Below are 17,188 nucleotides of genomic sequence, written 5' to 3'. Positions count from 1 at the left end.
CGCCGGGGAAGTCGCCGCGGTTGACACCGCGGCTCACGCCGACGGCGCCTCCGGCTCGACGAAGCGCGGGAACAGGCCGACGGGGGCGGGGAGCGGCGTACCGGGCACGAGGCGACCGCCCTCCCCCACATCGGCCAGCCGGCGCCGGTCCGCCGGCACGGCCAGGAGGTCGAGGAGCTTGGCGCCGGAGCCCGGCATGAAGGGCTGCACCAGGATGCCGATGGCCCGCAGGGTCTCGGCCACGACGTAGAGCGAGGCCGCCATCCGGACCGGATCGGATTTCCGCAGGACCCAGGGCTTCTGCGCGTCGAAGTAGCGGTCGGCGGCGGTGATCACGGCCCAGATCTCGGCCAGCGCCGTGTGCAGGGCGAGCTTGTCCATCGCCGCCCGCACGGTGGCGGGCAGCCCGTCGGCCAGGGCCAGCAGCGCCCGGTCGTCCTCCGTGAAGGCGCCGGGCTCGGGAACCGTCCCCCCGAGGTTCTTGGCGATCATGGAGAGCGAGCGCTGGGCGAGGTTGCCGAGGCCGTTCGAGAGGTCCGCCGTGTAGCGGGTGATGATCGCCTCGTGGCTGTAGTTGCCGTCGCCGCCGAAGGGCACCTCGCGCAGCACGAAGTGGCGCACCGCGTCGACCCCGTAGGTGGCGATCAGGTCCATCGGGTCGACGACGTTGCCGAGCGACTTCGACATCTTCTCGCCCTTGGAGAGCAGGAAGCCGTGGCCGAAGACGCGCGTGGGCAGCGGAAGGCCGGCCGACATCAGGAAGGCCGGCCAGTACACCGCGTGGAAGCGGACGATGTCCTTGCCGATGACGTGCAGGTCCATCGGCCAGAATCTCGCCCGCGGGTCGGCCGCGTCGGGGAAGCCCGTGACGGTGAGGTAGTTCGTCAGGGCATCGACCCAGACATACATGACGTGGTCGGGGTGGCCCGGCACCGGCACGCCCCAGTCGAAATTGGTGCGGCTGACCGAGAAGTCCTTGAGGCCGGAGCGCACGAAGCTCGCGACCTCGTTGCGCCGGGTCTCGGGGCCGATGAAGTCTGGTTGCGCCTCGTAGAGGGCGAGGAGCCGATCCTGGTAGGCCGAGAGCCGGAAGAGGAAGTTCTCCTCCTCCATCCAGGTCACCGGCGTGCCGGTGGCCTTGGCCACGGGAACGCCGTCGGGACCGGTCTCGAGTTCGTCCTCGGCGTAGTAGGCCTCGTCGCGCACCGAGTACCAGCCGGCATATTTCGACAGGTAGAGGTCGCCGTTGGCCTCCATCCGGCGCCACAGCTCCTGGGCGGCGGCGGCGTGCGCGGGCTCGGTGGTGCGGATGAAGCGGTCGTGGCTGCAGTCCAGGGCCTCGGCCATGGCCCGGAAGCGCGCGGACATGTCGTCGACGAGTGCGCGCGGGGTGATCCCGGCCTTGGCCGCCGTCTGCTGGATCTTGATGCCGTGCTCGTCGGTGCCGGTGGAGAACAGCACGTCGTAGCCGTCGAGGCGCTTGAAGCGGGCGATCGCGTCCGTGGCGATCACCTCGTAGGCATGGCCGATATGCGGGGCGCCGTTGGGATAGGAGATCGCGGTGGAGAGACCGAAGGTCTTCGCGGTTGCCGGGTCGGTGGCGGTCACGTCGAGGGGTTCCCCGGATACAGGGTTCACAGGATCAGGTCCCGGAATCGGGTCCCGGGATCACAGGACGGCGGGAGACGACCATGCCGCCTCAGGCGGCGTCGCGGAGCGCGCCCGCCAGGTCGCCGAACAGGGACAGGACCAGCGGCCGGCGGTCGAGATTGTAGGTCGCGGCCTCCCGCGCGGCGCGGGCGATCTTGTCACATACCTCGACCAGCGCCGCAAGGCGGGCGGGCGACTCGTGCCGGCGCCGGTCGAGCTCGGCCGAGACGAAGCGGAACACCGTGTCGAGGCTCGCCGCGAAGAGCTCGTCGGAGTCCCGCCCGCTGAGCTTCTCGGCCAGCGCCAGGATGCGGCGCCAGTCGGGAGGGTCGAGCCGGGCCAGCAGGGTCTCGACCTCCGCCACGAGGTTGGCCCGGGCGGGATCGAGCAGGGCGACGGCCTCGGCGACCGAGCCCTCCGCGAGCTGCGCCGCCCGGGCGAGCGCCTCCGGGGCGGGCTGCACGAAGGGGGGCGCGAAGCCGCCGATCACCCGCGCCACGTCGGCCTCCGCCAGCGGGCGCAGGGTCAGGGCCCGGCACCGCGAGCGGATGGTCGGCAGGAGCCGGCCGGGCGCGTGGCTGACGATGAGGAACAGGCAGCGGGGCGGGGGCTCCTCCACCATCTTCAGGAGCGCGTTGGCGCTGTTCGCGTTGAGGTCCTCGGCGCTGTCGACGATGCAGACGCGGTAGCCCGCATTGCCGGCGGTGGAGCCGAACAGCGCGAGGGCGCCACGGGCCGCATCCACCGAGATCCGGGTCGCCAGGGTCTTGGCATTGGCGGCCCGGGTCCGGCGCAGGGCCACGAGGTTGGGATGCGACAGGGCCGCGACCTGGCGCGCCGCCGGATGGTCCGGGGCGACGGCGAGACTGGCGGGCGCCCCCTGCGCCGCCGGATTGGCGATGAGCCAGCGGGCGACCCGGTAGGCCAGCGTCGCCTTTCCGATGCCGCGCGGGCCGCCGATGAGCCAGGCGTGGTGCAGGCGACCGGAGGCGATCGCCTCGACGAAGGCGGCCTCCGCCTCGGCATGGCCGACGAGATCGGCCTGCTCGCGCGGGCGCGGGACTTCCGTCAGGTCGCCGGGCTCGACATCCTCGGGGGCGCGCTCAGGCCGCATCGCCGTGCTCCGTCCCGGGGCGATCGTCGCTCCGGCCATGAGTCTGCGCCGGCAGCACTCCGGGCAGGCGCTCGGCCACGACGGCGCGGATCGCGGCCTCGACGGCATCGGCGGGCAGGGCGGCGTTGACGACGGCGCAGCGTGCCGGCTCCTCCGCCGCGATGGCGAGGAAGGCGTTGCGCAGGCGGGCATGGAAGGCCAGGGCCTCGGCCTCGAAGCGGTCGACCGCGCCGTCGGACCCCGCGTCGCGGCGCGCCCGCGCGCGGGCGAGCCCGAGCTCCGGCTCGCAGTCGAGGATCAGGGTCAGGTCGGGCCGGGTCGGGCCGACGACGACGCCCTCGAGGGCCCCCAGCACCTCCGGATCCAGGCCGCCGGCCGCGCCCTGGTAGGCCCGGGTGGAATCGGCGAAGCGGTCGCAGAGCACGATCTCGCCCCGCGCCAGCGCCGGGCGGATCAGGGTGTCGAGGTGGTCGATCCGGGCGGCGGAGAACAGCAGCGCCTCGGCGAAGGGGCCGTAGGGCTTGGCCAGCCCCGCCAGCAGCGCCTCGCGGATCCGCTCGGCCCTGGGCGAGCCGCCGGGCTCGCGCGTCGTCAGCACGGGGCGGCCGGCTTCGGCACGGAGATGGGCGGCGAGGCGGCGGATCTGCGTGGACTTGCCGGCCCCCTCCCCGCCCTCGAAGGTGATGAAGGTCCCTCCCCCCGTCCCGGGCGCCGTCACGATTTCGCGCCGGCCTTCTCGAACGCCTTGCGGAACAGGCCGGTGCCGACCTCCCAGGCCGCGTCGAGCGCCCGCTGCGGGAGGGTGCCGGCCTCCACCGTGTCGGCGGCATAGAGCGGCTGGTCGAGGGCCTGGGTGTCGCCGCGGGTGATGCGCAGGCGACCGATCTCGCGGCCCTGCGCGACGGGGGCGACCAGGGGCCCCTGATAGACCACCCGGGCGGAGATCTTGTCGCCGGAGCCGCGCGGCAGCAGAACCCGCACCGCCTTCTTGGCGACCAGGGGCACGCTGCCCGCCGCGCCGCCGTAGACGGAGGCCTCCGCCACGGTCTCGCCGGCGGTGAAGATCTGGCGCGGCTCGAAGGCGCGGAAGCCCCACTCCATCAGCTTGCGCGATTCCGCCGCCCGGTCGCGGGCGGTCTTCAACCCGCTCACCACCATGATCAGGCGCTGCCCGCTCTGCACCGCCGAGCCCGTCAGGCCGTAGCCGGATTCCTCGAGGTAGCCGGTCTTCAGCCCGTCGGCGCCGATATCGAGCGTCAGCAGCGGGTTGCGGTTCTGCTGCTTGATCTTGTTCCAGGTGAACTCGCGCTCGGCGAAGATCTTGTAGAGGTCCGGGTAGGTCTCGATCAGGTGCAGGGCGAGCTTGGCGAGATCGCGGGCGGTCACCTTCTGGTCGGGGGCCGAGTAGCCGGTCGCGTTGCGGAAGGTCGAGCGCGTCAGCCCGATCTCCCGTGCCCGCGCCGTCATCATCCGCCCGAAATTCTCCTCCGAGCCGGCGATGCCCTCGCCGATGGCGATGGCCGCGTCGTTGCCCGACTGCACGATCAGGCCGCGCAGCAGGTCGGACAGCTTGATGCGGCTGTTGAGCTGCGCGAACATCGAGGAGCCGCCGCCCCCCGCCCCGCCCCGGCGCCAGGCGTCCTCGGTGATCTGGAACTCCGACTCCATCGTGAGCCGGCCCTGCCGGATCTCGTTGAACACGATCTCGGTGGTCATCAGCTTGGCCATGCTGGCCGGGGAGAAGAGCTCGTCGGCCCCCTTCTCGAACAGCACCGAGCCGGAATCGGCATCGATCAGGATCGCGTGGGGCGCCGCCGTCTGGAAGCTCTGGGCCAGGGCGGAGCCCGCCGCGAACAGGCTCAGCGCCGCGGCCAGGACCAGCCCCGACACCGCCGCGCGGCCCGCTCCGTTCCGACCCGCGAGGACCACTCTCACACTCATCGCCTGTCCCACGCCCACCCGTTCATCGCCCCCACGATCAAGCGTGACGTTACAGGTATTTGCCGCCGAGATCGAACCCAAATCACGTGCGATGACCCATCGCGCGTCGATGGGTCCCGACGGGTGCGGATGCGCCGCGTGCCGGCTCGGCGCGCGTCTCAGCGGGCCTCGGCGAACTGGGCGCGCGTCCGGGCCGGCGCCTTGGCGGCGACGGCCGTGCGCGCCGCGGCCTTGGCCGGGAGCGTGGCCTTGGCCGGGGACGTCCCCTGGGCCAGGACGGCGGCCGCGCCGGCGGGTTTGCCGACCGGACCGGCCTTCGCGACGGCGACGGCCTTGGGCGCGGCCTTGAACTCCGAGGCGGTCCTGGTCTCCGAAGCGGTCCTGGTCTCCGAAGGGTGTTTGGCGGCCACCATCCGGGCGGTGCCGGGCTGGAGGGCCGATTTGGGTCCGGCAGCCGACAGCCTGACGGGGGCCGCCTTGGGTGCGGGGGCCGGGGTCGCGGCGGCGAAGCGGGCGCTGGCGGCGCGGGGATCGGCCTTGGCCGGCGCCCCGCCGAACTGGGCGGCCTTCGCCGGCCCCTGGCCGGCGGGCGACCCGGCGGCAACGCGGCTGGCAGCGGCGTGCGGCTCGGGCCGTGCCCCGGCGAGCCGCAGCGGCGGCGGGGTCAGGCTGAGGGGCGCGGGCCGGGCGGCGGCCAGGGTCTGGTGCGGCTCGGACGGGCTATGCCGCACGGGCCGGAACCCTTCGGCCCGCACCGCCGTCGGCTGCAGCGCGGCCGGGACCGCGACGGTGGCGGCGCTCGCCACCAGGATGGGGGCAGGCTTGGCCGGATGGGGCACCGGCGCCGCCTCGGTCGCCGCGACCGGGGCGGCCTCGCCCGCGGGCTGGTCGTCGGCCTCCTTGAAGGCCAGGGCGGGGCGGCTCGCCCGGGCGAGGCGCTCGGCGGAGACCTGCGGCGCGTCCGGGCCGAGATCGGCCAGCATGACCGGCGAGGGTCCACGGATGGCGGCGGGCTGGCCGTCGGTGCGCAGGGTGGCGAGGAGCTTGCGGTCGTCGCTGCCGGCGGTGGAGGCCTTGCCGGCATACTCGACGCGGACCCGCGCGGTGCCGCTGCGGCGGAATTCCAGCGCCTCGGCCACCTCCTCGGAGACGTCCATCAGGCGATTGGCGTGATAGGGGCCGCGATCGTTCACCCGGACGATCATCGAGTGGCCGTTGGCGAGGTTGGTGACGCGGGCGTAGCTCGGCAGCGGCAGGGTCGGGTGCGCCGCGGCGATCGAGTGACGGTCGAACACCTCGCCGTTGGCGGTCATGCGCCCGTGGAAGGCCGAGCCGTACCAGGAGGCCAGGCCCTCGCGGACATAGCCCTTGGCGTCCTCGCGCGGGACGTAGGTGCGCCCGGCCACCACGTAGGGCTTGCCCGAGAAGCGGCGGCCGCCGCCCTTCGGGATCACGTCGCCCTCGTTGTAGAGGCGCGGGCTGGCCTTGACGCCGTATTTCGGATCGAGGCTGGAGCCGCTTCCGGCGGCGCCCGCGAGCTTCTGGGGAGACTGGGCGCAGTTGGCGGTGGTGAGCGCCACCGCCGAGACCGCCAGCAGCCGCCAGAGCGGCAGCGGGGCCGGCCCCGGATGTCCCGGCTTCGTCGTACGCGCCATCGCGATGATCCGCCCCAGCCCCCGCCCTGATCCACGCAACACGTTCGAAAGGGACCGCCGGCGGGCGAGAGCAGGACCGGACGAGCCCCCGGGATCGGCGCCGTAGGCCGCTCCCGAGACGAGCAAGAATGTCCGAATGCCGTAAAGGAAGGCTGAACGCCGGTGCCGTTCCGCCCGGGACCGGGCCGCAACCGGGGCCGCCGGCCCGGGCGGATCCTCCGCATGAGGATCCCCCAGCAAGTCTTCGTCAGATCAGCGAAAAACCCCGTTCCTTCGAGCGAGGCAGGCGGCTGGACCGCATCGAACGCGGCTGATCCGGAACATCGAAAAGCCCCAGCAACCGTCTGCTGGGGCTCGTCTTTCGTCCTCAGCGCCCGTCCGGCTCGTTCAGCTGGTCGATCGAGCGTGCGCCGCGCTGCTTGAACAGCAGATCCAGCGCCTCGAGCATCAGGCCGTGCATCTTGGCCCGCTCCGCATGGGCGATGTCCCGCAGCTGATCGTAGACCGGCGGCTCCAGGTAGACCGACATCTGACGGGCGCGCTGCTTCAGGGTGGCGTTGGGGCGCCGCAGCGGGGGCGCACCCGTGTCGAGCTGGACGATTTCGGCAGTCTGGTGGGGGCCCTGGTGAGACTTGCCCGGCGGAGTCGAGGCGGCAACGATGGAGGCGAGACTCAGCTTAGGCGGCTTTGGCATGCTTGCTCACCTGCATGCGCTTCTCGATCCAGCTCCAGAGCTTGCGCACCTCGAAGGCGGCCTGGCCCTTCGGATTGAACTCGGTGACGCCCTGGCCGACGCCGATGGCGTCCTGGTGGTCGGTGCGGGCGACGATGTTCACGTCCGGCAGGATGCCGAGCACGGCGAGGCCGTCGGCGGCATCGCGGATGCGGTAGGAGCGGGGCGGGGTCTGGTTCAGCACGAAGGCGAACTTCTTCTCGAGCCGGTAGATCGCCGCCAGGGTCGGCTTGAAGGCGCGCAGATCCGCCGGGGTCGGGCGGCACGGGATGATGCAGAGATCGGCCGCGCGGATCGCCGAGAGGGTGCCGGCGGAATCGACGCCAGGGGTGTCGATGAAGACGTAGTCGTAGGCGGATTCGCGCAGCTGGGCCATCACGCCCTCGATCTGCGTCGCGTCGATCTGCGCCACTTCCGGGCCCTCGGCGGTGCGATGGTCGAGCCAGTCGCTGATCGTGGCCTGACGGTCCATCTCGAGGATGCAGACCGAGAGGCCGCGCTCCTGGGCGGCGACCGCCAGGGAGATGCAGAGCGTGCTCTTGCCGCTGCCCCCCTTCTGGGTGACGAACGTGATGGCTTTCATCCTGGCATCCCTTCGCGAGCGTCGACGAGTTCGGGTGACGGTGGGGGCGGACGGATCCGGCAGTCTGGATCGCCGGTGGACGGGGCGGGGGCCTTCCGTCCTGTGACCCAAGGATGCTGCGATCCCGGATGTCGCCGATCATGGTTAACCAACGGTTAAGCCCCGGCGCGAGGACGGACTTTCGGACAGGCAATCTCAGGTTGCTAATTTCACCCGGACAGTGCTCGGGCCCTTTTCGCCACGGCGCTTCCGCTCTACGATGGCCGCACGCCGAGCCCTGCATATGGCCAACATGGCAACCTCAGGTCGTTTAAGTGGATTCGGTCCTGCCGGTGAGGAGGCCCATGATGCGATCCCCGCCACCGGAGACGGAGGCTGATATCCCCGGCGGCCTGCGGGCGGCCCTCGCCGCCTCGGGCGTGGTCGGCGCCTGGGTGCACGAGATCTGGGCGGACCGCCTCGTGGTCTCGGCACCGGTCGCCCGGGCCCTCGGCTGGTCGCCGGATGCGGGCGTTCGGGGCGTGCCGCTGGCGCGCTTCCTCTCCCGCATCCACGACGAGGACCGCGCGCGGGTCGACAATGCCCTCCAGGCGGCGATCGCCCGGGGCGGCGCCTTCGCGGTCGCCTTCCGCACCCGCGGGCCGCGCCGGCTGGACCTGCGCGGGCGCATCGAGCCCGACGCCGCGGGGAACCCGGCGCGGGCGCGCGGCCTCGTCCTCGACCTCAGCGAGGACCGCGCGGACGGGCCCCGGGACCAGCATGCGGTGAACCGGATGGCCGAACACGCCATCGCCCTGCGGGGCCTGGCCGACGCTCTCGCCCGGCCCGGCCTGTCGCGGCTCCTCGATCGCCTGATGGTGGAGATCGGCCATGAACTCGCCCGCCACCTCCGGGACAGCCCGGACGGCCAGCGGCACTGACGCCAAAGGTCCGAGAAAGAAGCGAAGGGTCCGGAAAACACGAAGAGCCCGATCAGCGGGGCAGCGCCGTGGCCTCCCGCGTCGGCGGGACCCGGCGGTTCGCGAGCCCCCGCAGGATCGGCCCGGCCCCGGGCCGCGCCAGGGCATCGGCGTAGGCCGCGATCAGGCCGGCGCAGTCCCGGGCGAGGCGGGCCGATGGCGCGGGCGCGGCCATCCCTGCGCGAGCCCCCTGCCCGGCCGCCCGGGCCAGCACGGTCGCCGCCGCGTCGTCGGCCAGGACGTCCTGCGCCGCCAGGAGGTTGCCCTCCCGCCGATGGTGAGGCAGGCCTGCGGATCCGCGCCCCGCATCGCCCGCAGGAGGACGCGGCCGGTCGCGACCCAGGAGGCGTCGTCGGCGTCGCGCAGGATGCGGGCGATGGCGCGCTCGGCCCCGGCCCGCAGGCGGTCGAGGGCCGCGCCCTCGGGCAGGCCGGCCCGGTAGCCGTCGAGATAGGCGGCCGCAAGTGCGTCGAGCACGTCCCCCCGCCCCGCGAGGGCTCCGAGAAGCGGCAGGGCGCGCAGGATCGCCGCCCGGGCACCGGCGGAACTCGGATCGTCGTCGAGGGTGGAATCGGGGAAGCGGTCGGTGTCGACCAGCTCGGTGGCGACCCGCGCCTGGATCAGGCGGGCGGGCTCGGGGATCCACAGGCTGTCGGAGGCCACGGCGAGGGCCTCGGCGACGAAGGCGGGGTCGACGCCGGCGGCCACGTAGGCCGCCCGCTCGGCCGCGGCGTCGGCCTGCACCACCTGTCCGAACAGGCCCGGATCGTAGGGGGCATGGAAGCCGAGCCGCCCGTTCGTCACGAGGGCGCGCCCGGTGCCGCGCACGAAGGCCAGGGTGCAGGCGGAGACGCAGTAGTCCGGCACGTAGGTGGCGAGGCCCCGGGCGGCGATGAGGTCGCCGATCGCCGTCGCCTCCTCCACGAGGCCGCCCTCGCTGGTGAGATGGATCCGGGTCACCTCCGGATGGGCGGCGAGCAGGGCGCCGAGGCGCGCGGCCGTCCCCGCCCCGATCTCCCCGGCGAACCGGATGTCGCGCCCCTGCGGCCCCAGGGCGATGCGCGCCGGGGGCCCGGGCACCTGCGTGTGGAAGCGCTCCTCCAGGCGCAGGGACAGGGCGGTGTAGGCCGAGCCGAGGGCGGGAAGCGCCCCGGCGGCCGCCAGGACGGCGCAGGTGGCACCGGCGACAAGCCGCGCAGAGAGCAGCCGCGCCCGCCCTTGCCGGGCGGGGCCCCGCCCGCCGAACCTGTCCGCCCGAACCCCGTGCGCTGCCATCCGCAAGCCCTCCCGATCCCGATCCGCGACCGTCATCGTCGTGGCAGGATCGGCCGATTATTGGCCCTGCACAGTATCACGCAAACACCCTGCCAGTCCCGGGACAGTCACGCGCCGCGGCAGACTTGGAGAAAAGGGATTTTTGTTGATGTGTCCGGCCCGCAACGGGGGAGGATCCCCTGTCGGCCGGGCCGGAGCCCGGACGATCCTTCCCGCCGCCGGTCGACGATGCCGCAGGCGGCCTCAGGCCTGTTCGGGCGGGCGCAGGAGGTAGGTGTCCATGATCCAGCCGTGCCGGGCGCGGGCGGCCTCGCGGACGGCGCCGATCTCCGCGGCGACGTCGCCGAGGCGGCCCGAGACCAGGATCTCGTCGGCGGTCCCCAGGAAGGCGCCCCAGTAGATGGTCAGGTCCGGGTCGAGATGGTCGAAGCGGGGCCGGCCGTCGAGCATCACCACGGTGGCGTCGCTGCCCGCGGGCAGGCCGCCGGCGATCTGCCGGCCGGTGGTGATGGTGATCGGCCCGCCGATGCGGTTGAGGGGGATGCGGTGGCCGGCCGCGAGCGCCTGGACGCTGGTGATGCCCGGGATCACCCGGACGGCGAGGTCCAGGGTTCCGCGGGCCCGGATGCGGTCGATGATTCGCAGCGTGCTGTCGTAGAGGGAGGGATCGCCCCAGACCAGGATGGCGCCGCAGTCCTCCGGGCCGAGCTCGCGCGCGATCATCGCCGCGTAGAGCGCCGCCCGCGCGGCGTGCCAGGCCTCGACGGTGGCGCCGTAATCGGCGGGATTGCGGTCGCGCTCGGGATCCTGCGCCTCCACGAAGCGGTAGGGCTTCTCCGTGAGGTAGCGGTTGCAGATCTCCCGGCGCAGGTCGACCAGGTCGGCCTTCGCGCGGCCCTTGTCGAGGGCGAAGACCACGTCGGCGGTGTTGAGGGCGCGGATCGCCTGGATCGTCATGTGCTCGGGATTGCCGGTGCCGATCCCGATCACCAGGAGAGTTCTCATCGCGCGCCGTCCTCCGCTGCCGCCCCAAGGCGGTGCCGCCCGAAGGCGGTGCCTCCGGGTCGCCCGCTTAGAGCATGCGGCGGGGGAGGGGAACCGGCGCCGCGAGAAACCCCGTGCGTTCCCAGCCCCTTAGCCCGAGCCGGGGGAGGCCCGGGCACGCCGGGCACGCGAACCGGTCTGTCGGCGGCCTGCGCGGTGTGCTATGCACGTCGTCGACATGACTTGCGTCCGGCACATGGCACTCTGGCTCGCGGCGGTGATCGTCCTGATCACGGTCGGCCTCATGCCGTCCGGCGCCGCGGCCCATGCGGGCCATCCGCACGGCGCGGGCGTCGCGGCGACCGCCCCCTCCCCCGCCGTTTCGGCGGAGGCCCGGCCCGGCAGCGAAGACCGGCCCGGCACCGAAGCCCGGCTCGGCGGCGAAGACCGGATCCTGCTGGCGCGGGCCGCGATCCGCACCACCGTGGTGCTGACGGCCGCCCCGACCCAGGCGCTGAGCACCGGCGCCTGCGACGGCACCTGCTGCAATGCCGGCTGCCGCAGCCCGAACGCCTGCTGCACCGGGGCCGGGCTCGCCCCGGACAGCGCCGACGCCGCCGGCCCGCGCCGGTCCGGCGACCGCGCCCTGGCGCGCGCCCTCCCGGCCCGGACGGACGTCGTTCCGGAAGCCCTCCCCGAACCGCCCAGATTCACCGCCTGACGCTGCCCTGCGTCCCGGCTTTCGCGCTTCCCGATGGAGGGGCGAGGCCGGGACGTCGTTCCGTGCTCCTCGGCGAAAGAATCCCGGTCCATGCTCCGTTGCCCCGCGGCCGCCCTGCGCGCGCTCGCCGTCCTCGTCACCCTCGCGCTCCCCGCCCTGTCCGGGCCCGCCCTCGCCCATGAGGGCCACGATGATGGCGCGGGGGCGCCGCCGGCTCCGGCCGCCACCGCCCCGCGGGCGGAGGCCGTCTCCGAGCGCTTCGAGCTCGTCGCCGTGGTGCAGGGCACCGATCTGGTGCTCTACCTCGATGCCGTCGCCACCAACGCGCCCGTCCCGGCGGCGAGCGTCGCCGTGATGACGCCCGAGGGCCGGCGCAAGGCCGCCGAGACCGCGCCCGGCACCTACCGCCTCGCGGCGCCCTGGCTCGCGACCGGGGACGACCACGACTTCGTCGTCGGCGTCTCCGCCGAGGGCCGCACCGATCTCCTCGACTTGGACCTCCACCTGCCCGCCCCGGCGGACGCTCCGGCCGCCGCGCCGTCGGCCCCGGGCGCCGCCGCCGCGGCCACCGCCACGGGGCTGGCCGATCGCCTCGCCCGGCAGAACCCCGCGGCCCTGGCGGCCGGCGGCTTCCTGTTGGGGCTCGGGGTGTTCGCCCTGGCGCGCCGGCGGCGCGCGGGCTCTGTCCTCGTCGGCCTCCTGGCGGTCGGGGCGACCCTGGTGCTGGCCCTGCTCCTCGGCGGCGCGGCACAGGCGCACGAGGGCCACGCGCACGAGGCCAAGGCACCGCCCGTCACCCCGGCGGCGCTCACCGGCGGCACCCTGATGGAGCGGGCGCGGCGCCTGCCCGACGGCTCGGTCTTCGTGCCGAAGTCGCTTCAGCGCCTGCTGGTCCTGCGCACCGGCCTGACGGCCGAGGCGTCCGTCACCCGCAGCGTCGAGCTGCCGGGCCGGATCATTCCCGACCCGAATGCCAGCGGGGTGGTGCAATCCTCCGTGGGCGGCCGGCTGGCGCCGCCGGAGCGCGGCTTTCCCCGCCTCGGCACCCGGGTGGCGCGCGGCGAGGTGCTCGCCACCGTGACCCCGCCGGTCCAGGCGGTGGACGTCTCCGACATGCGCCAGCGCCAGGGCGAGCTCGACCAGCAGATCGCCATCCTGGAGCGCCGTGTCGGGCGCTTCGAGCGGCTCTCCACCACGGGCGCGGTGGCGCAGACCCAGCTCGACGATGCCCGCTCGGAACTCGGCGGCCTGCGGGACCGCCGCGCCGCCCTCGACGCCATCCGGCGCGAGCCCGAATCCCTCGTCGCCCCCGTCGACGGGGTCATCGCCGAGGCGAACGCGGTGGCAGGCGCCATGGCGGCCCCCGGCACGGTGGTCTACCGCATCGTCGATCCCGCCAAGCTCTGGGTCGAGGCCCTGAGCTTCGAGGCGCTGGCCGAGGGAAGCCGGGCCACCGCGCGGCTGGGCGACGGCAGCACTCTGCAGCTCGCCTATCGCGGCACGGGCCTCGCCGACCGAAACCAGGCGGTGCCGGTCCAGTTCGCCATCGCGGGCGACGGGCAGGGCCTGCGCCTCGGCCAGTTCGTCACCGTGCTGGCGCCCGTCGGCCAGGCCCGCCCCGGCCTGCCGGTGGCGCGCTCCGGCGTGGTGCGGGCGGAGGGCGGCAGCCTCGTCTACGAGCATGTCAGCGCCGAGCGCTTCATGGGCCGCCCGGTGCGGGTGGCGCCGCTGGATGCCGACCGGATGCTGGTGGAGGACGGGATCGCGGCCGGGCGCCGCGTCGTCGTCCAGGGCGCCGAACTCCTCGACCAGATCCGCTGAAGGGCCGCCCGATGTTCGAGACCATCGTCGCGCAGTCCCTGCGCAACCGCCTGCTCGTGGTGGCGCTGGCCGCCGCCCTGGTGCTGACCGGGCTCCTCGCCCTCACGCGCCTGCCCGTGGACGTGCTGCCGGACCTCAACCGCCCCACCGTCACGGTGATGACGGAGGCCGAGGGGCTCGCCCCCCCGGAGGTCGAGCAGCGCGTCAGCTACCCGATCGAGACCCGGATGAACGGCCTGCCCGGCGTCACCCGGGTGCGCTCGGTCTCGGGCATCGGCCTGTCCATCGTCACCGTGGAATTCGCCTGGGACGCCGACCTCTTCCGCGCCCGCCAGTTCGTGGCCGAGCGCCTGGCGCTGGCCCGCTCGGAACTCCCCGCCAACGTGATGCCCCAGATGGGGCCGGTCTCGTCGATCATGGGCGGCATCCTGCTGGTGGCGGTGACCTCCGAGACCGCGAGTCCGATGAGCCTGCGCGAGACCGCCGACTTCACCATCCGGCCGCGCCTGCTGGCGATCCCCGGGGTGGCGCAGGTCATCCCGATCGGCGGCGCGGTGCGCCAGTTCCGGGTGGCGCCGAACCCCGCCGCCATGCGGGCGCTCGGCGTCACCCATGCCAGCCTGACCCAGGCCCTGGAGGGCTTCGGCACCAATGCGGGCGGCGGCTTCACCGATGCGGGGGCGCGCGAGGTGCTGATCCGCGCCATCGGCCGGACCATCGACCTCGACGACCTGCGCAACCTCGTGCTGGGCACCCCGAGCGGGCCGGTCTACCTGCGGCAGGTGGCGGAGGTGGATTTCGCACCCCGGCCCCGGCGCGGCGATGGCGGCTACATGGGCAAGCCCGCCGTCATCGTCTCCGTGGAGAAGCAGCCGGGCGTCGATACGGTGCGGCTGACGAAGACCGTGGAAGAGGCGCTGGCCCAGCTCGGCCCCAGCCTGCCGCCCGGCATCAAGGCCGACAAGGTGCTGTTCCGGCAGGCGGATTTCATCGAGACCTCCCTGCACAACGTGGCGCAGGTGCTGCTCGAGGCCGTCGCCGTGGTGGCGGTGGTGCTGTTCGCCTTCCTGATGAACGCGCGCACCACCCTGATCTCGCTCACGGCGATCCCGGTCTCGATCCTGGCCACGGCGGCGATCTTCTCCGCCCTGGGGCTGTCCATCAACACGATGACCCTGGGCGGCCTCGCCATCGCCATCGGCGAGCTCGTCGACGACGCGGTGGTGGATGTCGAGAACATCCTGCGGCGCCTGCGCGAGAACCGGCAAGAGAACCTGAATGGGGGGACGCCCCGCTCGGCCTTCGCGGTGATCGTGGCGGCCTCCAACGAGGTCCGCTCCGGCATCGTCTACGCCACGGTGATCATCTGCCTGGTCTTCGTGCCGCTCTTCGCCCTGTCGGGCATCGAGGGCCGGCTCTTCGCGCCCCTGGGGCAGGCCTACATCATCGCGATCCTGTCGAGCCTTCTCGTCTCGCTCACCCTGACCCCCGCCCTCGCCTCCTGGCTGCTCCCCGGCCTGAAGACCCTGGAGGCGCCGGAGGGCCGGCTGATCCGTTGGCTCAAGGCCGGCAACAGCCGCCTCGTCGTGCTCGCCTTCGGCCACCAGCGCGCCGCGATGGCGGCCGCCATCCTGGGCGTCGGTGCCGCGGCCTATGCCGCCACCACGCTGCCGCGGGCCTTCCTGCCGGCCTTCAACGAGGGCTCGTTCACCGTCAACCTCGCCTTCATGCCCGGCCTCTCGCTCACCGAATCGAGCCGGATCGGCGCCATCGCCGAGGGGCTGGTGCTGGACATCCCGGAGGTGGCCCAGGTCGGGCGCCGCACCGGCCGCGCCGAGCTCGACGAGCATGCCGAGGGCGTGCACTCCTCGGACCTGGAGATCGCGATGAAGCCCGGCGGGCGGCCACGCGAGACCGTCGTGGCGGATCTGCGGGCGCGCCTCGGCGTGCTGCCGGTCTCGCTCAATGTCGGCCAGCCCATCTCGCACCGCCTCGACCACATGCTCTCGGGCGTCCGGGCCGAGATCGCCCTCAAGCTGTTCGGCGAGGACCTCGACGGCCTGCGCCGCACGGCCGAAGCCCTCACGGCCGCGTTCGAGACGATTCCCGGCATCGCCGACCTGTCCGTCGAGAAGCAGGTCCGGATCCCGCAGCTCGAGGTCCGGGTCGATTCCGGACGCGCCGCCCTCTACGGCATCGCCCCCGGTGCCGTGGTCGAGGCGGTGAGCCGCCTGGCCAACGGCCGGGTGGTCTCGACCCTGGTGGACGGCCTGCGCCGCTACGACGTCACCCTGCGCCTGCCCGAATCCGGCCGCTCGGTGGCGGCGCTCCGCGACCTCCTCATCGAGACGCCCACCGGCTGGGTCCCGGCCCATGCGCTGGCCGACATCACCGAGCGCGACGGGCCCAACCAGATCCTGCGCGAGAACGGACGGCGGCGCCTCGTCGTCCAGGCCAACACCCGGCCCGGCGCCGACGGCTCGGCGGTGGCCGCCGCCATCGCCGGGACCCTGGCGCGGACCCCCCTGCCCCAGGGCATCACCGCGAGCCTGGAGGGCGCGTTCCAGGCGCAGGGGGAGGCGACCCGCACCATCGGGCTCCTCAGCCTCGTCTCCCTCGCCCTGGTCTTCGCCCTGCTGGCGAGCCGCTACCGCTCCGGCGTGCTGGCCCTCATCGTCATGGGCAACGTGCCGCTGGCCCTCATCGGCAGCGTCGCGGCGCTCTTCGTCGCCGGGCTTCCCCTCTCGGTCGCCTCGATGATCGGCTTCGTGACGCTCACCGGCATCGTCGCCCGCAACGGCATCCTGAAGATCAGCCACATCCTCAACCTCGGGCTGACCGAGGGTCTGCCCTTCGGGCCGGCCCTGGTGCTGCGGGCCAGCAACGAGCGGCTGGTGCCGGTGCTGATGACGGCGCTCGCGGCCGGCATCGCCCTGGTGCCGCTCCTCGTCGACGGCACGGCGCCCGGCAAGGAGATCCTCCACCCCGTCGCGGTGACGATCTTCGGCGGCCTGTTCAGCGCCACCCTCCTCGACGCGGTGCTCACCCCCGTCCTCGTCCTGCGCTTCGGCCGGGGCGCCTTCGCCCGCCTGCAGGCGGCGCAGGGCGCTGCCCCTGCACCGGCCGCGGGCGCCCCCGCGCCGGACCAGGCCGCCGGGGCACCCGCTCCGGCTCTGTTCTGAACCTGTCCTGTTGGGATCCTGCCCCGTCCTGACCTTCCGCGAACGGAGACCCTGCATGAGAACCGCGCCCCACCTGCTCGCCGCCCTCGCGCTCCTCGCGCTGGCGGGCGCCGCCCCGGCGGCGGCGGACCCCCATCACGCCGGTGACGGGCACGATCACGGCCACGGCACGCCGGGCCACACGCACACGCCGCCGGCCAAGGCCGGGGCCGCCTCCCCCTCCACCAAGGCGTTCCAGGACGCCGCCATGCGCATGCACGGCGACATGGAGATCCGCTATTCCGGCGACGTCGACCGCGACTTCGCCGCCGGCATGATCCCGCATCACGCCGGCGCCATCGCGATGGCCCGGGTCGCCCTGCAATACTCGAAGGACCCGGAGGTCCGCGCGCTCGCCGAGCGCATCGTCAAGGCACAGGACACCGAGATCGCGCAGATGCAGGCCATCCTGAAACGCAAGGAGACGGGGGCGGAGGCGGAGGCGCCGGCAGCCGCGCGCTGACGCGCCCCCTGGTCGGGAAGCGTCGCGGTTCTATCTGGACCGGTTCCAGACAAGCCACGGCGGAGACA

General features: G+C 73.6%; 14 protein-coding genes. 5 read left to right on the top strand and 9 right to left on the bottom strand.

Features of this window, described 5'->3' with window-relative positions; genetic code table 11:
• Positions 1-33 precede the first annotated feature (33 nt).
• The 7 genes from metG to AC0IY1_RS13220 all read right to left on the bottom strand — a co-directional run bounded on the left by metG (position 34) and on the right by AC0IY1_RS13220 (position 7,676).
• Positions 34-1,608, bottom strand: coding sequence for a methionine--tRNA ligase (metG, locus tag AC0IY1_RS13250; RefSeq protein ID WP_055949190.1), 1,575 nt, complete (start codon positions 1,606-1,608; stop codon positions 34-36).
• A gap of 91 nt (positions 1,609-1,699) precedes the next feature.
• A complete protein-coding gene (locus tag AC0IY1_RS13245; RefSeq protein WP_103709485.1) occupies positions 1,700-2,764 on the bottom strand; it encodes a DNA polymerase III subunit delta' in 1,065 nt (354 codons plus the stop codon).
• Positions 2,754-3,482, bottom strand: coding sequence for a dTMP kinase (gene tmk / locus AC0IY1_RS13240; protein WP_471770103.1), 729 nt, complete (start codon positions 3,480-3,482; stop codon positions 2,754-2,756). The genes AC0IY1_RS13245 and tmk overlap by 11 nt, the downstream gene beginning before the upstream one ends.
• On the bottom strand, positions 3,479-4,705 hold the full coding sequence (locus AC0IY1_RS13235; RefSeq protein ID WP_103709413.1) for a D-alanyl-D-alanine carboxypeptidase family protein: 1,227 nt from the start codon (positions 4,703-4,705) through the stop codon (positions 3,479-3,481). The genes tmk and AC0IY1_RS13235 overlap by 4 nt, the downstream gene beginning before the upstream one ends.
• Before the next feature lie 158 nt (positions 4,706-4,863).
• Positions 4,864-6,360, bottom strand: a complete 1,497-nt coding sequence (locus tag AC0IY1_RS13230) for a septal ring lytic transglycosylase RlpA family protein (protein WP_471770101.1) — start codon at positions 6,358-6,360, stop codon at positions 4,864-4,866.
• A 367-nt stretch (positions 6,361-6,727) separates the two neighbouring features.
• Positions 6,728-7,054 (bottom strand): ribbon-helix-helix domain-containing protein, encoded by a 327-nt coding sequence (locus tag AC0IY1_RS13225; protein WP_055949179.1) that lies wholly within the window; start codon positions 7,052-7,054, stop codon positions 6,728-6,730.
• Positions 7,038-7,676 carry a ParA family protein gene (locus tag AC0IY1_RS13220; protein WP_055949176.1) on the bottom strand — a complete coding sequence of 213 codons (639 nt, stop codon included), beginning with the start codon at positions 7,674-7,676 and terminating at the stop codon, positions 7,038-7,040. The genes AC0IY1_RS13225 and AC0IY1_RS13220 overlap by 17 nt, the downstream gene beginning before the upstream one ends.
• A 344-nt stretch (positions 7,677-8,020) precedes the next feature.
• Between AC0IY1_RS13220 and AC0IY1_RS13215 the strand changes: the two genes are divergently transcribed.
• Positions 8,021-8,596, top strand: a complete 576-nt coding sequence (locus tag AC0IY1_RS13215) for a PAS domain-containing protein (protein ID WP_245436078.1) — start codon at positions 8,021-8,023, stop codon at positions 8,594-8,596.
• 162 nt (positions 8,597-8,758) lie between these two features.
• On the opposite strand, the gene AC0IY1_RS13210 is transcribed toward AC0IY1_RS13215, so the two are convergent.
• Positions 8,759-9,910, bottom strand: a complete 1,152-nt coding sequence (locus AC0IY1_RS13210; protein ID WP_471770098.1) for a hypothetical protein — start codon at positions 9,908-9,910, stop codon at positions 8,759-8,761.
• Positions 9,911-10,153: 243 nt separating this feature from the next.
• Positions 10,154-10,915: a precorrin-6A synthase (deacetylating) gene (gene cobF / locus AC0IY1_RS13205; protein WP_471770096.1), complete on the bottom strand. Its 762-nt coding sequence runs from the start codon at positions 10,913-10,915 to the stop codon at positions 10,154-10,156.
• A 235-nt stretch (positions 10,916-11,150) separates the two neighbouring features.
• On the opposite strand from cobF, the gene AC0IY1_RS13200 reads away from it, so the two are divergent.
• From AC0IY1_RS13200 to copM, 4 genes are all read left to right on the top strand, one after another.
• Complete coding sequence (locus tag AC0IY1_RS13200; protein ID WP_471770094.1) at positions 11,151-11,615, top strand: hypothetical protein; 465 nt, start codon at positions 11,151-11,153, stop codon at positions 11,613-11,615.
• Between the two features lie 90 nt (positions 11,616-11,705).
• Positions 11,706-13,436 (top strand): efflux RND transporter periplasmic adaptor subunit, encoded by a 1,731-nt coding sequence (locus tag AC0IY1_RS13195; RefSeq protein ID WP_471770092.1) that lies wholly within the window; start codon positions 11,706-11,708, stop codon positions 13,434-13,436.
• Between the two features lie 11 nt (positions 13,437-13,447).
• On the top strand, positions 13,448-16,618 hold the full coding sequence (locus AC0IY1_RS13190) for an efflux RND transporter permease subunit (protein WP_471770090.1): 3,171 nt from the start codon (positions 13,448-13,450) through the stop codon (positions 16,616-16,618).
• A gap of 55 nt (positions 16,619-16,673) precedes the next feature.
• Positions 16,674-17,120, top strand: a complete 447-nt coding sequence (gene copM, locus AC0IY1_RS13185) for a CopM family metallochaperone (RefSeq protein WP_471770089.1) — start codon at positions 16,674-16,676, stop codon at positions 17,118-17,120.
• Positions 17,121-17,188: the final 68 nt, after the last annotated feature.

Source organism: Methylobacterium sp. AC690, assembly GCF_979256535.1.
This window is presented reverse-complemented; position numbering and strand designations above follow the sequence as displayed.

What these genes read in the sequence shown, in the direction of transcription:
- AC0IY1_RS13210 (WP_471770098.1), bottom strand. Translation starts at nt 9,910, where the DNA reads ATGGCAGCGCACGGGGTTCGGGCGGACAGGTTCGGCGGGCGGGGCCCC.
- AC0IY1_RS13215 (WP_245436078.1), top strand. Translation starts at nt 8,021, where the DNA reads ATGATGCGATCCCCGCCACCGGAGACGGAGGCTGATATCCCCGGCGGC.
- AC0IY1_RS13225 (WP_055949179.1), bottom strand. Translation starts at nt 7,054, where the DNA reads ATGCCAAAGCCGCCTAAGCTGAGTCTCGCCTCCATCGTTGCCGCCTCG.
- copM (WP_471770089.1), top strand. Translation starts at nt 16,674, where the DNA reads ATGAGAACCGCGCCCCACCTGCTCGCCGCCCTCGCGCTCCTCGCGCTG.
- AC0IY1_RS13220 (WP_055949176.1), bottom strand. Translation starts at nt 7,676, where the DNA reads ATGAAAGCCATCACGTTCGTCACCCAGAAGGGGGGCAGCGGCAAGAGC.
- AC0IY1_RS13190 (WP_471770090.1), top strand. Translation starts at nt 13,448, where the DNA reads ATGTTCGAGACCATCGTCGCGCAGTCCCTGCGCAACCGCCTGCTCGTG.
- AC0IY1_RS13245 (WP_103709485.1), bottom strand. Translation starts at nt 2,764, where the DNA reads ATGCGGCCTGAGCGCGCCCCCGAGGATGTCGAGCCCGGCGACCTGACG.
- AC0IY1_RS13200 (WP_471770094.1), top strand. Translation starts at nt 11,151, where the DNA reads ATGGCACTCTGGCTCGCGGCGGTGATCGTCCTGATCACGGTCGGCCTC.
- AC0IY1_RS13230 (WP_471770101.1), bottom strand. Translation starts at nt 6,360, where the DNA reads ATGGCGCGTACGACGAAGCCGGGACATCCGGGGCCGGCCCCGCTGCCG.
- cobF (WP_471770096.1), bottom strand. Translation starts at nt 10,915, where the DNA reads ATGAGAACTCTCCTGGTGATCGGGATCGGCACCGGCAATCCCGAGCAC.
- AC0IY1_RS13195 (WP_471770092.1), top strand. Translation starts at nt 11,706, where the DNA reads ATGCTCCGTTGCCCCGCGGCCGCCCTGCGCGCGCTCGCCGTCCTCGTC.
- AC0IY1_RS13235 (WP_103709413.1), bottom strand. Translation starts at nt 4,705, where the DNA reads ATGAGTGTGAGAGTGGTCCTCGCGGGTCGGAACGGAGCGGGCCGCGCG.